Origin of the sequence: Antrihabitans auranticaus (assembly GCF_016481275.1) — a bacterium.
Lineage (GTDB): Bacteria > Actinomycetota > Actinomycetes > Mycobacteriales > Mycobacteriaceae > Antrihabitans.
In genome coordinates, this window is the sequence record NZ_JAEMNW010000001.1 from 1,312,418 (window position 1) to 1,327,395 (window position 14,978).

Below are 14,978 nucleotides of genomic sequence, written 5' to 3' on the forward strand. Positions count from 1 at the left end.
ATGACAAGCACATACAAGTCCCCATGGATCGACGACGAGATCGTCGCGCTGCGGGAGATGGCAACGAAGTTCTTCGAAGCCGAACTGATGCCGCATCAGGAACGGTTTGCGGCACAGAAGAGCGTCGACCGAGATTTCTGGCGGAAGGCCGGCGATCTCGGCCTACTCTGCGCGTCGATTCCCGAGGAGTACGGCGGTGGTGGCGGCACGCTCGCACACGACTTCGCGCTGTTCGACGTCCAATACGGCTTGGGAGACACTGCTTTCGGCAACATGGTGCACAGCGGCCTTGTCGCGCACTACATCCTTGCCTACGGCTCGGAAGAACAGAAGAAGCGCTGGCTGCCCGGGATGGCAACCGGCGACCTGGTCGGCGCGATCGCGATGACCGAACCCGGCGCGGGTTCCGATCTTAAAGCGTTGCGCTCCACCGCAGTTCGTGACGGTGGCGATTTCGTTGTCAACGGTCAGAAGACCTTCATCTCGAACGGAAAGCACGCGGACCTGGTCATCGTCGTCGCGAAGACCGATCCGTCGGCCGGTGCCAAGGGAATCTCGCTGATCGTCGTCGAAACCGCCGATGCACCGGGCTACGAGGTCGGGCGACTGCTCGACAAGGTCGGCATGAAGGGTCAGGACACGGCGGAGTTGTCCTTCGTCGATGTACGCGTCCCGGCCGCGAACCTGCTCGGTGCGGAGAACGCCGGCTTCGGCTACCTCATGAAGCAGCTGGCACACGAACGACTGGTTGTCGCGGTGTGCGCGGCAGCGGCGACCGAAGCGGCCGTCGCCCTGACGGTCCAATACACGAAGGACCGCAAGGCATTCGGCGGTGCGCTGTTCGACATGCAGAACACGCGCTTCGTGCTCGCTGACTGCGCCACCCGCGCACACGTCTCGCGAGTCTTCGTCGACAGCTGCATCGAGCGCCACCTACGGGGCGAGCTCGATGGCCCGACGGCGTCGATGGCAAAGGCCTACACCACCGAGATACAGGGCGAGGTCGTCGACAGCTGCGTGCAACTCTTCGGTGGCTACGGCTACATGCTGGAGTACCCAATTGCGCGAATGTACGCCGATGCACGGGTCCAACGGATCTACGCTGGCGCCAATGAAGTCATGAAAGAACTCATCGCGCGTTCGCTCTAGCGTCCGCAGACCAGGAGAAACACAGATGTATCTCACCCAGTCACTGCATCGGGCTATGCAACAGCGTCCCGATGCGATCGCAACGATCTACAAGGATCGTGTACGAACCATCTCCGAGTCCGCGGATCGCATCGCTCGGTTCGCGGGCGCGCTGAGCACCCTCGGCGTCCAAAAGGGCGACCGCGTAGGCATTCTCAGCCTGAACTCGGACCGCTACCACGAGTACATGTACGCGGTGCCGTGGCTGGGCGCTGCGGTCAACCCCGTGAACATTCGCTGGAGCCCCGCCGAAATCGTCTACTCGCTCCAGGAATCCGACACGAAGGTGCTGCTGGTCGACGACGCATTCGCACCGGCAATCGCGCCGATCCGCGCCGCCTTCCCCGGGCTTTCGGCCGTCATCTTCATCGGGGACGGCGAACAGCCTGCCGACACCCTCTCCTACGAGGCACTCGTGGCCGGCAACGAGCCGATTGCGGATACCTACACCGGTGGCGACGACCTGGTCGGCGTCTTCTACACCGGCGGCACGACGGGGCATCCCAAGGGCGTCATGCTCAGTCACAACAACATGGTCTGCTCCGGGCTGGGTTCGCAGGCAACGGTCGCTCTCGTCTCGCCGGGCAGCAGATTGCTGCACGCCGCGCCGATGTTCCACCTCGCCGATATCGCCGCGTGGACGATGGGCAACCTAGTCGGCGCCACCCACGTGATCGTGCCGATGTTCACACCCGCGGGTGTGCTGAAGGCGATCGAGGAGCACCAGATCAACGCCGCGCTGCTCGTGCCGACGATGATCCAGATGCTTGTCGACGACCCCGCCGTCAGCGATCATGACCTGAGCAGCCTCGAGCGCGTGCTGTACGGTGCGTCGCCGATTTCCGAGGCCGTGCTGGAGCGCGCCCAAAAGGCCTTCCCCTCAGCACGTTTCACTCAGGCATACGGAATGACCGAACTCTCGCCCGTCGCGACGCTGTTGACGCCAGAGGACCACGACAACCCGGCCTTGCGCCGCGCAGCGGGACGCGCGTGCGCCCACGTCGAGGTGCGGATCGTCGACGCGGATGACAACGAACTGCCCATCGGTGAGGTCGGCGAGGTCGTCGTCAAGGGTGACAACGTCATGCTCGGTTACTGGAACCGCCCCGAAGACACGGCTGCGGCGATTCGCGACGGCTGGATGCACACCGGTGACGGCGGCCGCATGGACGAGAACGGATACGTTTTCATCGTCGACCGCCTCAAGGACATGATCATCACGGGCGGCGAGAACGTCTACAGCGCGGAGGTCGAGAACGCGCTGGCAAAGCATCCCGCGGTTGCGTCGTGCGCGGTGATCGGCGTCCCCGACCCGCAGTGGGGTGAGCGGGTGCACGCCGTGGTGGTCCTGCTGCCAGGACACACCGCGACCGAGGAGGAGATTCGCGAACACTGCAAGGCCCTGATCGCGAACTACAAGATTCCGCGCAGCGCCGAGTTCGTGGACGCACTACCGATGTCGGGTGCTGGCAAGATCCTCAAGCGGGATCTCAGGAAGAAATACTGGGAGGGCGCCGACAGCGGCGTTTCCTGACCATGTGACGTGACATAGGGAGTCGAGTTGAGCTCAACGGAAGGGCAGCCGGATACGCGTCCCGCGCGCGGCACCCGGCCTGCCAATCGCCGCGAGCTCATTCTCGATGCCGCAGAAGATCTGTTCTACACCAACGGATTTGCGAACGTCGGGATGAGCGACATCGCGGAAGCCGTCGCGATCGGTCCGTCGGCGATGTACCGACACGTTCGCAGCAAGCACGAACTGCTGACGACCGTTATCGCCAAGTCGATCGAGGCGCTCGACAAGATGCTCGCGGAGTCGAGCCCGAAATCGGCCGAGCTCGCCGAAAAGCTCGCCGAGACAATGATCGCGCACCGCGCGATGGGCGTCCTCGCGCGGCGAGAAGCGCGCAGCCTGACCGACGAGAGCCGTGCGGCAATCCTCGATCAGGTTCGCGGCGTCGGTGTGCGACTGAGCTCGATGATCGAAGTTGCGCGGCCCGGCATCGCGCCCGCGGAAAGTCGATTTCTCAGCTGGTGCGTGCTCGCCGCAGGGACCAGCATTTCGTTTCACAGTCTGAAATTGCCGCATGCGGAGTTCGTGCGCCTGCTCGCCGGTGTGATCGAAACCGTGCTCGACGCCGACGTGCCGAGTCTGGTCGAGTCCTCGACGTCGGCGCAGCACAGCGACGTCCTCGAGCGGTCCCGGCGCGAGACGATCCTCGCTGCCGCGGTGAAACTGTTTGCCGAGCACGGCTATTCGAATGTCGGAATCGAAGAGATCGGCGCCGCTGTAGGAATCGCCGGACCGAGCGTCTACAACCATTTCGACAGCAAAGCCGAAGTGTTGATGGCGGCGATGGTGCGCGGCGACGAACAGTTGCGAGCCGACATGAATCGAACGCTCGCGCGTGCGGACAGCGCGAGCGACGGGGTCCGCCGGCTGCTGCGCAGCTACTGCGAGTTCGCGTTCGAATATCCGCAGATGATCCAGTTGCTGATCACCGAGATCGTGCAACTCCCCAGCGCGGATCAGCACCGGATGCGTGCCACCCAGCACGACTACATCGCCGAATGGGTGCGGCTCCTGCGCGTGATCCATCCGGATTGGGATCAGACGAGCGCACGCATTCGCGCGCAGGCGGTGATCAGCGTGATCAACGACATCGCGATGACGCCGTACCTCCGCCGGTACAGCAATCTCGACGAGTCGGTGATCGACCTCGGCGGAGCAATGCTCGATGTCGGACCGCCGGTGTAACCTCGAACGCATGTTCGTAACGCATCAGGTTTCGCTGTTCGACGTGGCGGTTACCGGTCCGCAGCTGGGCGAACTCGATGGCACCGTTCGGCGTCGTACACTCGGCGCGGGAGCGTGGGTCGACCACAGGCCGGGCTGGATCAGCGGATCCGAAGACCTGTTCACCACACTGCTGACCGACGTACCGTGGCGCGCCGACCGCAGGCAGATGTACGACCGTGTCGTGGACGTTCCTCGGCTGCAATGCTTTTATGACGCGACGGTGCCATTGCCGCATCCTGTGCTCGACGAGGCGCGCAGAGCGCTCGGCGAGCACTACCGCGCCGAACTCAGTGAGCCGTTCACCACCGCCGGGCTGTGCTATTACCGCGACGGCTCCGACAGCGTCGCCTGGCACGGCGACACAGTCGGGCGAAGCCGGACCGACGACACCATGGTCGCGATCGTGTCGCTAGGCGAAGCGCGCGCCTTGCTGCTCCGCCCACGGGGCGGCGGCGAGTCGGTCCGCTACCTGGTGGGCCACGGCGACCTCCTCGTCATGGGCGGCAGTTGCCAACGGACCTGGGAACACGCGGTGCCCAAAACCGCGCGTCCCGTGGGCCCCAGGATCAGCGTGCAGTTTCGCCCGCACGACGTGCGCTGACCGCCGCTGCGAGTTCGTCGAGCAGGTTCTCCGTCGTGGGCCAGTCGACGCAGGCGTCGGTGATCGACTGCCCGTATGCGAGATCGGCTTTGCGGCCCAACGTGAGATCTTGACGTCCCGCCGCGAGGAAGCTTTCGAGCATCACGCCGACGATCTTGCTGTCGCCCTGGGCAATTCGCTCCGAAATGCTCGCGACAACATCTGCTTGCCGATTGTGATCCTTCGCGCTGTTGCCGTGGCTGGCGTCGACAACCACCCGCTCCGGCAAACCCGCCTTCCGCAGTCGTGTCATTGTCTCGGCGACCGAGGCCGCGTCGTAATTGGTGCCACCACTGCCGCCCCGAAGTATGACGTGGCAGTCCTCGTTGCCGGAGGTCTGAATCAACGCCGCGCGACCGTCCTGCCCCATACCGGGGAACACGTGGCTCGCCGCGGCGGCGCGGGCACCGTCGACCGCAACCTGGATGTCGCCGTCAGTGCCGTTCTTGATGCCGACCGGCATCGACAGCGCGCTGCTCAGCTGCCGGTGCACCTGACTGGCCGCGGTGCGAGCACCGATTGCGCCGTAGCTGACGAGGTCGGCGATGTACTGCGGAGTGATCGGGTCGAGGAACTCACATGCGACTGGCAGTCCGCGAGAAGATATGTCCAACAGCAGCTTTCGCGCGATACTCAGTCCGGTGTTCACGTCGAAGCTGCCGTCCAGATGCGGGTCGTTGATCAGGCCCTTCCAGCCGAGCGTCGTGCGTGGCTTCTCGAAGTAGACCCGCATGACTATGTGCAGGCGGTCCCCGAGTTCTGCCGATTTCGTCGCCAGCCGCTCCGCGTACTCGAGCGCGGCGGCGGGGTCGTGTACCGAACAGGGTCCGACGACGACCAGCATTCGGTCGTCGGCACCGTTCAATACGTCGACCGTGTCGCGGCGACCGGAGCGCACGGTTGCGGCCGCGGGAGCGTCGGCGATGTGGCGCGCGCGCAGTTGCGCAGGCGAAATGAGCGGACTCACGCTGATGGTGCGCAGGTTGTCCAGTTCGGCATCGAGTGTGATTGTCACTGTTGGGCTTCCTAGTAGAAGGCCGGCCCCAGGAGAAGTCGCTTACCCAGCGAGCCGGTCTATATCCGGCTCGGGGTGGTGTGTCAGCGCAGCGCGTCCAGCATGGCTACGTAGACCGACCCACCCGGGGCCGGCTTCGTAAACCAGAAATATGCGCGTTGCATGCCGACGACCATACCAGGCGCCCACACGCGACCAACGACGCCGCGGGCACGCGCAAAGGGTCAGCCGCCCCGGTGAGTCGCGAACCATTCGTTCGTGCTCACGGGCCGCGGGCTGCACCGCGAGCCCACTCGCCGGGCCGGGTGCCCGAGCCCGAGCAAAGGGTCAGTCGCCCCGGCGTGTCACCGACCATTCGTTCGTGCTCACCGACACCGCGGGCTGCACCTCGAGCCCACTCGCCGGACCGGGCGCCGACCCCGAGCAAAGGGTCAGCCCTCCCGGCGTGCCGCGAACCATTCGTTCGTGCTCACGGGGCCGCGGGCTGCACCTCGAGCCCAGTCGTCGGGCCGGGCGCCCGAACACGAGCAACGGGTCAACCGCCCCGGCGTGTCACCGACCATTCGTTCGTGCTCACCAACACCGCGGGCTGCACCTCGCTCGCGAGCTCCCCCACGGGCCCACTCGCCAGGCCGGACACCCCAGCACGAGCAAAGGGTCAGCCGCCCCGGCGTGTCGCGAACCATTCGTTCGTGCTCGCCGCGGCTCGAGGTGCGCGACCGGTCCGCAGACTGGCCGACCGGGCCTTCGCGGCGCGAGATGGGCCGTGGCGCCACCACAATCGCCCACTCGTCGGGCCGGGCGCCCGACCCCGAGCAAAGGGTCAACCCTCCCGGCGTGTCACAAACCATTCGTTCGTGCTCACCAACACCGCGGGCTGCACCTCGAGCCCACTCGCCAGGCCGGACGCCCGAGCACGAGCAAAGGGTCAGTCGCCCCGGTGTGTCGCGAACCATTCGTTCGTGATCACCAACCCCGCGGGCTGCACCCCGTTCGCGAGCACCCCTACGGGCCCACTCGCCAGCCCAGGCGGCCCACCACGAGCAAAGGGTCAGCCCTCCCGGCGTGTCACAAACCATTCGTTCGTGATCACCGGGGTGGAAAGAGCGAATCGAAACTTATATTGCACACAACTTAATTGTGGACTACAGTTATCTCCGTGCCCGACGAACTGTCACTCGACCGCCAGCTGTGCTTCGCGCTTTACACCGCGTCGCGGGCGATGACTGCGGCCTATCGGCCAGTTCTGGAGTCACTCGGCGTCACCTATCCGCAATACCTCGTCTTGCTTGCACTGTGGGAGCGAGACGGGCGCGGCGTCGGCGACCTGTGCGACGCGTTGCACCTGGACACGGGCACGTTGTCACCTTTGCTCAAACGGCTCGAGGCGCTCGACCTCATCAAGCGGCAACGCCTCACGGCCGACGAACGTCGGGTCGAGATCCGGCTCACAGACAAGGGCGCAGGGCTTCGCGGCAAAGCCTGCGACATCCCGCACCACGTCGCGCGCAACAGCGGACTTCGCGTAGAAGATCTGGGCGACCTCAGGGAAGTCCTTGTCCGACTGACAGATTCACTCAACGCATCACTGACGAAAGTGGAAAAATGACTCTCTACACCGCAGAAGCCCTCGCTACCGGTGACGGCCGCAACGGCCACGGACGCACGTCCGACGGCAAGCTCGACCTCGATCTCACATCGCCGAAGGAACTCGGCGGCAGCGGCGAAGGCACCAACCCCGAGCAGCTTTTCGCCATCGGTTATGCAGCGTGCTTCCACTCCGCACTGCGCCTGGTCGGTGCTCGCGCGAAGGCCGACATCTCCGATTCGGCCGTCGGTGCGAAGGTCAGTCTCGTCTCCACCGACAACGGCGGCTTCGGGCTCGAAGTCGAACTCGAGGTCACCCTGCCCAACCTCGCCGCCGACGAAGCGCAAGCACTCGCCGACAAAGCACATCAGGTGTGCCCGTACTCCAATGCCACTCGCGGCAACATCCCGGTGAAGGTCACGGTCACCGACGACTAAAGCGCGAACCGAACTCCGGTCAACTTTTCGGACAGTTCCCACAACTGGGCAGCGACCGCCTCGTCCTTGGACTTCTTGCTCGATCCCTGAAGTTTCGGATGGCCGCGGTTGTTGCCCAGTTTGTCGGGTCCGACGTAGCCACCGCCCGGTGCGCCGGGTTCGGTGGCCGCGTACAGCTCAGGGAGCGCACCCATCTCGGCGCTCTGGGCGATCAGCCGATTCCCGAGGGCCAGCACTTTGTCCTGGATCGACTCGGTTCGGCCCTGCAATTCCGTGGCCGCGTAACCGGGGTGCGCACCGAGCGACTTTACTTTCGAGCCTGCCTTGTCGAGCCGGCGCTGCAACTCGTAGGCGAACATCAGGTTCGCGAGCTTCGATTGGCAGTAGGCGATCCACCGGTCGTAGCGGCGCTGTTCGAAGTTCGGATCGCCGAGGTTTATCGATCCGACCAGGTGCATGTTGCTCGAGAGGGTGACGACGCGGTCGGAAATCTTCGGCAGCAGCAGCCCGCTCAGGGCGAAGTGGCCCAAATGATTTGTCCCGAACTGCATTTCGAAGCCGTCCGCGGTCTTGCGGTGCGGCACCGCCATCACTCCCGCGTTGTTGATCAGGACGTCGACCTTGTCGACGGAATCCGCGAAGGCCCGTACCGACGCGAGGTCGGCCAGATCCAACTGCCGAACCTCGGCGCGGGTGCCGACACTGCGCGCGACCGTGTCGCCCTTGTCGACGTTGCGGCACGCAAGGATCACGTGTCCTCCCGCCGCCGCCAGCGATCGAGCAGCGACCTCGCCGAGCCCGCTGTTCGCACCTGTGACGATGAAGGTGCGGCCGGATTGATCGGCCATGTTCTGCACTGTCCATTTGTTATTGGCGCTGCTCACGGTTGCCAGCCTACTGATTACAACCCCGCAGCGGGCTAGGTCGAAAGGCCCAACCAGTCCACCGGCACTTGTATCGTCGCTGTGGACACAGCCGAGATCAGGTGAGGAGTCGATGTGAAGCCAGGCGGGCCGGCAATCGTGCGTTCGATCGTCGCCGTGATCGTTCTAGCGTTGGCATTGGCCACCGCGTGCGGCAGTGGTGACGAGAATCGCCGCGTGTCGATCGGCCATTCGCTGGGACAGTCCGAGGTCAACGGCATTCCCGAACGTATCGTGGCGCTCGGGACGCAATGGCTCGACGCGACGGAAGCACTGGGCATAACCCCGGTCGGTTACATCGACGACGTCGCCGTGAGCACGGGCGCCCCCGCACCGTGGGAGCCGCCCGAACTTGCCGACTCGGTCGCGATCGATCCCAGAGGCGACATTCTCGCTCAGGTGCAGGCGCTCGATCCCGATCTGATCCTCACGCCCGGATTCGCGGCAGACGAGAAGAACTACGGCGGACTGTCCAAGATTGCACCGACCGTGCCGAATCTCGGTAATACCCAGATCGATTCGTGGACCGCGCAGGTCGACGTCCTCGGCAAGATTCTCGATCGGGAGGGCCAGGCAGCCTCCCTCATCGCGAATCTGAACGGTCGCATCGACGCCATCGCCAAGAAATACCCCGGTCTCGCGGGCAAGACGTACGCCGCCATTCGGGTCGAGTCACCGACCGAGTTCTCGGCGATCACGGCGCCGGAAATCGGCGCGAACACCCTCTTCACAAAGCTGGGCATGAAACTGCCGCCGCAGCTGACGGCAGACCCCCAAGCCGGGCGGAAGACATTTCCGCTGGAACGCATCGTCGACTTCCCGACAGATCTGCTCGTGATCACAGCGACATCCCCCGAGGCTGCTGATGCGCTCGGCGCTGTACCCGGTTACTACGAGCTTCCGTCGGTGCAGAAGGGCAGCGTCGCGGTGCTCGACATTGCGACCGGCACCGGGCTCGAACTGTTGTCGCCGCTGTCACTGCCCTACGCGCTCGACATGCTCGATCCCACCCTCGAGGTCGCCGCTACGTGAGCCGACGCCTGCCGCGGCAGCTCGTTCGACGGTCAGCAAGCTCTCTGCGCTGTGCTCGGCGTGATACGCCGCTCCGCCACCCCGCACGCCGAACAAGCGCTTACTCCAGATCAGCCACACCACCGCAGCGACGTTGACCACCAGCGCACCGATGCGCAGGGCGGTGATGCGTTCGGTCAGTTCGTAGATCTCCAGCGGCAGAAAGATACTCGTGGCAACGACGGCGAAATATTCACCCCACCGCTGCACCAACCAGAGTCCGACCGCTTCGACGATCTGCAGGACGGCATAGGCACAGATGCCGATACCGATCCACAGCAGCGTCGTACTCGACAGGTCGAGTGCCTTGTCGATCCCGTGGACGATCTTCGAGTTGTCGATGTTCCAGCCGATTTGGTCCGCTAGTTGCCGCAAGAGCGGCAGATCCGCGTCGTAGGCCGCTCGGAAATCGGTTCGCGACGAACGGAAATGGAAGACGCCGTACGCAATCGCAAGCAGGACCAGCGCACGGGCAAACCGTTCGATGGCGAGCAGGCGCATCAACCAGCGGTCGCGGAGCAATCTGCCGTGTGGGACCTCCGGCGCCTGATCCGCGGGACCACTTCCGCGCGGTTCACCAGGAACGAAGTTCCCGCACCGCAGGCAGCGCCATGCCTCGCCGATCGCGGTGTCCACCTGTAGCCGGGCACGCAACTCGGGTTCATCCGGCGAATAAGTCTCGTGGCCACGCCAGGCGCACGATCGCAGTGCCCAATCCATTGTCGCAGCCTAGCCCCGCATTCCTGCGAACTCGTCAAACTTGGGCGAGAGCTCCCGTGACGAATACCGCGACCTCTGCGCAGATCTCGTCGACGCTGACTGCTTCGTCGCCGCCGGCAGTCACGGCGAATTCTTGTGCAAGTGAGTTGACGATGCCGATCACGGCTACCGGGAACAATCGGTAGTTCCGACCACGCGCCTCATCGCGCTCGACCGCGCGCTCGATCTCGGCGAGGATCACGGCCGACATCCGCTCCCGCCAGCCGATCCGCCACTTCTCGACGGTTGCGCTCACACCGACAACTTCGACGTAGCAGACGCGCGCACTCCGGTGATCGCGGCACGTCACTGCCAAATACGCTTCGAAGCTCCTGGTGATGCGATCCGCCAGCGGTTCTTCTGCTGCCGCGGCCAGCGCTGCAAGCGCTGCCGCGGCGGCTCGCGCGGTGATTTCCTCGACGAGCGCGATGAGCAGACTTTCGCGACTTCCCATTTCTTCGTAGAAGCTCCGCGTCGAGACGTTCGCGGTTGCGCACAGTTGCTCGATCGACGTCACGGCATAGCCTTGTGACCCGAACAGTTGCAGTGCAGCGGCTTTCAATCGTTCGCGGCGCTCGTCGCTACGCTGTTCGGAGGATCGGCCGCCGTAGCTACGCTTCGCCGGAGTGCTTCTTTCTACTGCCGCCACCGCGTCGATGCTACCGATCCGGTGCCGGTGTTCTCACCAAACGTATCGTCGGTTGCGGCAATCGGCTGACGCCTCGATGCTGAGCGCAGCAAGATTGAGTATCGGCACGCTTGTTTCTGCCGCCCCAGCTACGCGTGAAGGGATGCCATGTCGGACATCGCACCGCAAACGACCGTCGTGCTGGCAGAAGTTGCGACCCCCGTCGAACGCGAGGTGATCAGTCAGTGGCTGGCGAACGGCGGTCTCGGCCGTGACGCCGGCACCAAGACGCCGGTCCTGGTCGACCTCAACACCGACGAAGTCGTGAACCGGCTGGTCAGCCGCAGCGACAATCCGATCGTGCTGCCGGTCCGCGTGCTGTGGCTGCCGAAGGAACGCGACGGCGTCCGGCGCGCGAGCTTCAAAGACGTTGCTACACTGAACAACCCCCGAAACCCGAACCGGTTCGCCCAGCGTTGGATCGTCAAGCGCTCGCCCGATCGGCACCGCGTGCTGACCGGCGAGCCTGCGACGCTCGACGAACTGCGCAACCGCCACCTCGAATCCGGCGGCGACCCGGCGCCGCGGTCCCTCGCCCGCTACGTAGTGCGCAGTGCCGTCGTCACGTTGTCGCGTGCGGAACGGTCCGTGATCGGCGACCGCTACAAGGTGCCCCGCCTGGTCGTCGAGGAGATCTTGGACGGCGCGGCCTTCCGCAAGGAACTCGACGAGATCGCCACGAAGAGCGGCATGTCGCGAGACGAAACCTACGAACGCGCCGAAAGCGCTCTTCGTGAACTCGTCGCAACGCAAAGCCGGCTCGTGTCCGACCTCTTCAGCCAAGCCATGGCACCGATGCACAAGCGAGCGTGGACGGTGCACGCCGACGAAACCGGACTCGAGGAGCTGCGCGCACTCAATCGCCGGTATCCACTGGTCTTCCTGCCGTCGCACCGGTCCTATGTCGATGCGTTCGTGCTTGGTGACGTCCTCGCACAAAACGACTTTCCGCCGAATCACCTCATCGGTGGCGCGAACCTGAACTTCTGGCCGTTGGGGCCGATCGCCCGTCGATCCGGCACGGTCTTCATCCGCAGAAGCTTCGGGGACGACGAGATCTACCGCGCGGTCGTCGAGGAGTACTTTGCATATCTGCTCTCCAAGCGGTTCAACATGGAGTGGTATTTCGAAGGCGGCCGAACCCGTACGGGCAAGCTGCGGCCGCCGAAGTACGGCTTGCTGAACTACCTGGCCGAAGCGGTGCGCAGCGGCCGGGCCGAGGATGCGCTGCTGATTCCGGTCGCGATCAGCTATGAACGGCTCAATGAACTGGGGGCGATCTCCGACGAGCAACTCGGCGGCAAGAAGCAACCCGAGGGTCTGGCGTGGATGGCGCAGTACCTGCGCAGCCAGCAGAACTCGGCCGGTCACGTCTACCTGCGCTTCGGCGAACCGCTCTATGCGCGTGAACGTCTGATCGCGCACGGCGACATCATGGCCGATTCGGGCGCGCAACCCGACGAGGCCAAGTCGCGACTCGCCGTGCAGAAGGTCGCTTTCGAAGTTGCCGTCGGGATCAACAAGGCAACCCCGATCGTCGCCAACGCGCTTGTGACACTTGCCCTTCTGGGTGTTCGGGGCCGTGCGCTCACCGTCCCCGAAATTCAGGACATTCTCGGTCCGGTTTTGAAGTACATAGACGAGCGCAAGATTCCACAGGGCGAACTACATGTGCTTGCCTCGCGCATCGGCCTGACGGGAGTTCTCGACCGCCTCGCCCTGGCGAAGGTCGTCACCGCCTACACCGCGGGCGAACAGGCGGTGTACTCGATCGAACCGGGCCAGCACCTGATCGCGGCCTTCTACCGCAACAGTGCGATCCACTGGTTCGTCAACCGCTCGCTACTCGAACTCGGCATCTTCACCGCCGCCGACAGCGAGTCGAGCGATCCGCTTGCGGCCGGACTTGCCGAAGCCCGCCGGCTACGCGACCTGCTGAAATTCGAGTTCTTCTTCCCCGAGAAAGACGTGTGGGAAGACGAGATGCAGGCAGAACTGCTCCTTGTGGACCCGGAATGGAACGAACGCACGCCCACTGCGGCCGAGCTTCTGGACCAGCTCGTCGGCACCAAATTCATGATGGTGCACAGAACGTTACGGGCTTTCCTCGGCGCTCAGCTCGTTGTGGCGGAGCGGCTTGCGTTGCGCGATCCGGCGGCAGAGGTCGACAAGGACTCGTTCATGGACGAGTGCGTCCGGGTAGGTCAGCAGATGTTGCTACAGGCGCGGTTGCACAGTCCGGAGTCGGTGTCGTCCGAGTTGTTCGCATCGGCGTTGCGGCTGGCCGCCAACCGGAACCTCGTCGATCCGGGTGGCGACGAACTGCGCGAACGGCGCGAAGCCTTCGCAGCCGAGCTGCGGGCGCTCGGTGACCGCATAGACAGGGCCGAGTCGATGGACGCCGCGAACCGGCGGGCCTACTGATGGATCTCGACCTCATGGAACTCGACGATGCCCTCACCCGGATTCGTTCCGGTCCGCAGGGACCGACTGTCGGCGCGTTCTTCGATTTCGACGGAACGATCGTGCACGGTTTCAGCGGTGTTCCCTTCTTCCGCCATTTCGTTCGGGCCGGGCGGCTGACGGCGCGCGAGGTGGCGGCGACGATGATGTCCGGGATTCGCGGCGGCAAGACCGAAGCCGACTTCGCGCGGTTCATCGACTTGGCGCTCGCAGGCTGGCGTGGATACACCGAAGCAGAATTGGACGCCATCGGAAGTCGCCTGTTCGAGAAGCGAATTGCGGGACACCTGTATCCCGAAGCGTGGCAGCTGATCCGCGCGCACGAGCGTGCCGGTCATACGCTCGCGATCGCGTCGTCGGCGACTCGCTTTCAGATCGAACCGACTGCGCGCGCTATCGGCATCCAGCGCGTGCTGTGTACGCAACTGGAGGTCGAGGACGGTGTACTCACCGGTCGAGTCACCGACCGCCCGATGTGGCGCAGCGGCAAAGCGATGGCGGTCAAGGACTATGCCGCCGAGAGCGGACTCGACCTCGCTTCGAGCTACGCATATTCCAACGGTGGCGAAGACGTCGGGTTTCTCGCCTTGGTGGGCACCCCGACAGCAGTCAATCCCGACCGCGTGCTGAGCGGCGCAGCAGCCGAAAACAACTGGCCGATATTGCGTTTCAAGCCGCGTGGCAATACCGGACCGATCCGCGCCGCGCGGACGGTCGGCTTCTTCGCGGGTTTCGCAGGTGGAGTCGCCGCGGCGGCCGCCGGTGGTGTGAAGACCCGCGACCACATCCGCACCCGCGACAAGATCCTCGCGAATACTGGCGACTACCCCCTGAAGCTCGCGGGCATCGATGTCTCGATCAGCGGTGCCCACAATGCGGTCGAGCCACGTCCAGCGGTCTTCATCTTCAATCATCAGAGCGAACTCGATATGTTCGTGCTGGCAAAGGTTTTGCGGGGCGGCTTCACCGGCATCAGCAAGAAGGAAGTCGCGACGAACCCGGTCTTCGGTCCCCTGTTCAGATACATGGGCGCCACCTTCATCGACCGACAGAACACCGAAAAGGCAAAGGCAGCATTGCTTCCCGTCGTCGAAACCCTCAAAGGCGGACTGTCCATCGTCATCTCGCCCGAGGGCACGCGCTCACTCACACCGACGCTCGGTCCGTTCAAGAAGGGCGCCTTCCACATCGCAATTCAGGCTGGTGTGCCGCTGATCCCGATTGTGATCCGCAACGCTGGAGAGATGCTGTGGCGCAACGGAACAGCACTTCGATCTGGCACTGTGGATGTCGCCGTGCTCGACCCGATCGACGTAACAGGTTGGGATCCAGACGATTTGAACGAGAACGTCGACACCGTCCGGCAACTGTTCGTCGACACACTGGCGAACTGGCCGGCGAAATAG

13 protein-coding genes are annotated in these 14,978 nt (G+C 64.3%); 9 read left to right on the forward strand and 4 right to left on the reverse strand.

Annotation, left to right across the window (positions count from 1 at the left end; genetic code table 11):
* From JGU72_RS06090 to JGU72_RS06105, 4 genes are read left to right on the forward strand one after another with little or no spacing between them, the layout of a single operon-like run.
* Positions 1-1,149 carry an acyl-CoA dehydrogenase family protein gene (locus JGU72_RS06090; protein WP_199682786.1) on the forward strand — a complete coding sequence of 383 codons (1,149 nt, stop codon included), beginning with the start codon at positions 1-3 and terminating at the stop codon, positions 1,147-1,149.
* 25 nt (positions 1,150-1,174) lie between these two features.
* On the forward strand, positions 1,175-2,722 hold the full coding sequence (locus JGU72_RS06095; protein WP_199682787.1) for a long-chain-fatty-acid--CoA ligase: 1,548 nt from the start codon (positions 1,175-1,177) through the stop codon (positions 2,720-2,722).
* Between the two features lie 27 nt (positions 2,723-2,749).
* Positions 2,750-3,946, forward strand: coding sequence for a TetR/AcrR family transcriptional regulator (locus tag JGU72_RS06100; RefSeq protein WP_199682788.1), 1,197 nt, complete (start codon positions 2,750-2,752; stop codon positions 3,944-3,946).
* A 10-nt stretch (positions 3,947-3,956) separates the two neighbouring features.
* Positions 3,957-4,589, forward strand: coding sequence for an alpha-ketoglutarate-dependent dioxygenase AlkB (locus tag JGU72_RS06105; protein WP_199682789.1), 633 nt, complete (start codon positions 3,957-3,959; stop codon positions 4,587-4,589).
* Here JGU72_RS06105 and JGU72_RS06110 read toward each other — a convergent pair.
* Complete coding sequence (locus tag JGU72_RS06110) at positions 4,555-5,643, reverse strand: 3-deoxy-7-phosphoheptulonate synthase (protein WP_307828315.1); 1,089 nt, start codon at positions 5,641-5,643, stop codon at positions 4,555-4,557. The two genes, JGU72_RS06105 and JGU72_RS06110, sit on opposite strands and share 35 nt — an antisense overlap.
* A gap of 1,159 nt (positions 5,644-6,802) precedes the next feature.
* Here JGU72_RS06110 and JGU72_RS06115 point away from each other — a divergent pair.
* Both JGU72_RS06115 and JGU72_RS06120 read left to right on the forward strand, forming a co-directional pair.
* Complete coding sequence (locus tag JGU72_RS06115; protein ID WP_199682790.1) at positions 6,803-7,252, forward strand: MarR family winged helix-turn-helix transcriptional regulator; 450 nt, start codon at positions 6,803-6,805, stop codon at positions 7,250-7,252.
* Positions 7,249-7,668 carry an organic hydroperoxide resistance protein gene (locus tag JGU72_RS06120; RefSeq protein ID WP_199682791.1) on the forward strand — a complete coding sequence of 140 codons (420 nt, stop codon included), beginning with the start codon at positions 7,249-7,251 and terminating at the stop codon, positions 7,666-7,668. The genes JGU72_RS06115 and JGU72_RS06120 overlap by 4 nt, the downstream gene beginning before the upstream one ends.
* Here JGU72_RS06120 and JGU72_RS06125 read toward each other — a convergent pair.
* Positions 7,665-8,552 carry an oxidoreductase gene (locus JGU72_RS06125; protein ID WP_307828316.1) on the reverse strand — a complete coding sequence of 296 codons (888 nt, stop codon included), beginning with the start codon at positions 8,550-8,552 and terminating at the stop codon, positions 7,665-7,667. The two genes, JGU72_RS06120 and JGU72_RS06125, sit on opposite strands and share 4 nt — an antisense overlap.
* Positions 8,553-8,666: 114 nt before the next feature.
* Here JGU72_RS06125 and JGU72_RS06130 point away from each other — a divergent pair, with 114 nt between their 5' ends.
* Positions 8,667-9,623, forward strand: a complete 957-nt coding sequence (locus tag JGU72_RS06130) for an ABC transporter substrate-binding protein (protein ID WP_199682792.1) — start codon at positions 8,667-8,669, stop codon at positions 9,621-9,623.
* Here JGU72_RS06130 and JGU72_RS06135 read toward each other — a convergent pair.
* Positions 9,567-10,382 (reverse strand): DUF2127 domain-containing protein, encoded by an 816-nt coding sequence (locus tag JGU72_RS06135; RefSeq protein ID WP_199682793.1) that lies wholly within the window; start codon positions 10,380-10,382, stop codon positions 9,567-9,569. The two genes, JGU72_RS06130 and JGU72_RS06135, sit on opposite strands and share 57 nt — an antisense overlap.
* Before the next feature lie 34 nt (positions 10,383-10,416).
* Positions 10,417-11,070, reverse strand: coding sequence for a TetR/AcrR family transcriptional regulator (locus JGU72_RS06140; protein WP_199682794.1), 654 nt, complete (start codon positions 11,068-11,070; stop codon positions 10,417-10,419).
* A 147-nt stretch (positions 11,071-11,217) separates the two neighbouring features.
* Between JGU72_RS06140 and JGU72_RS06145 the strand changes: the two genes are divergently transcribed.
* Together JGU72_RS06145 and JGU72_RS06150 are read left to right on the forward strand one after the other, a co-directional pair.
* Complete coding sequence (locus JGU72_RS06145) at positions 11,218-13,533, forward strand: glycerol-3-phosphate 1-O-acyltransferase (protein ID WP_199682795.1); 2,316 nt, start codon at positions 11,218-11,220, stop codon at positions 13,531-13,533.
* Positions 13,533-14,978, forward strand: coding sequence for an HAD-IB family hydrolase (locus tag JGU72_RS06150; RefSeq protein WP_307828317.1), 1,446 nt, complete (start codon positions 13,533-13,535; stop codon positions 14,976-14,978). Before JGU72_RS06145 ends, JGU72_RS06150 begins: the two co-directional genes overlap by 1 nt.

Excerpts from the sequence above, each read along its gene's own strand:
- JGU72_RS06090 (WP_199682786.1), top strand. The coding sequence starts at position 1 with ATGACAAGCACATACAAGTCCCCATGGATCGACGACGAGATCGTCGCG.
- JGU72_RS06095 (WP_199682787.1), top strand. The coding sequence starts at position 1,175 with ATGTATCTCACCCAGTCACTGCATCGGGCTATGCAACAGCGTCCCGAT.
- JGU72_RS06105 (WP_199682789.1), top strand. The coding sequence starts at position 3,957 with ATGTTCGTAACGCATCAGGTTTCGCTGTTCGACGTGGCGGTTACCGGT.
- JGU72_RS06120 (WP_199682791.1), top strand. The coding sequence starts at position 7,249 with ATGACTCTCTACACCGCAGAAGCCCTCGCTACCGGTGACGGCCGCAAC.
- JGU72_RS06135 (WP_199682793.1), bottom strand. The coding sequence starts at position 10,382 with ATGGATTGGGCACTGCGATCGTGCGCCTGGCGTGGCCACGAGACTTAT.
- JGU72_RS06145 (WP_199682795.1), top strand. The coding sequence starts at position 11,218 with ATGTCGGACATCGCACCGCAAACGACCGTCGTGCTGGCAGAAGTTGCG.
- JGU72_RS06150 (WP_307828317.1), top strand. The coding sequence starts at position 13,533 with ATGGATCTCGACCTCATGGAACTCGACGATGCCCTCACCCGGATTCGT.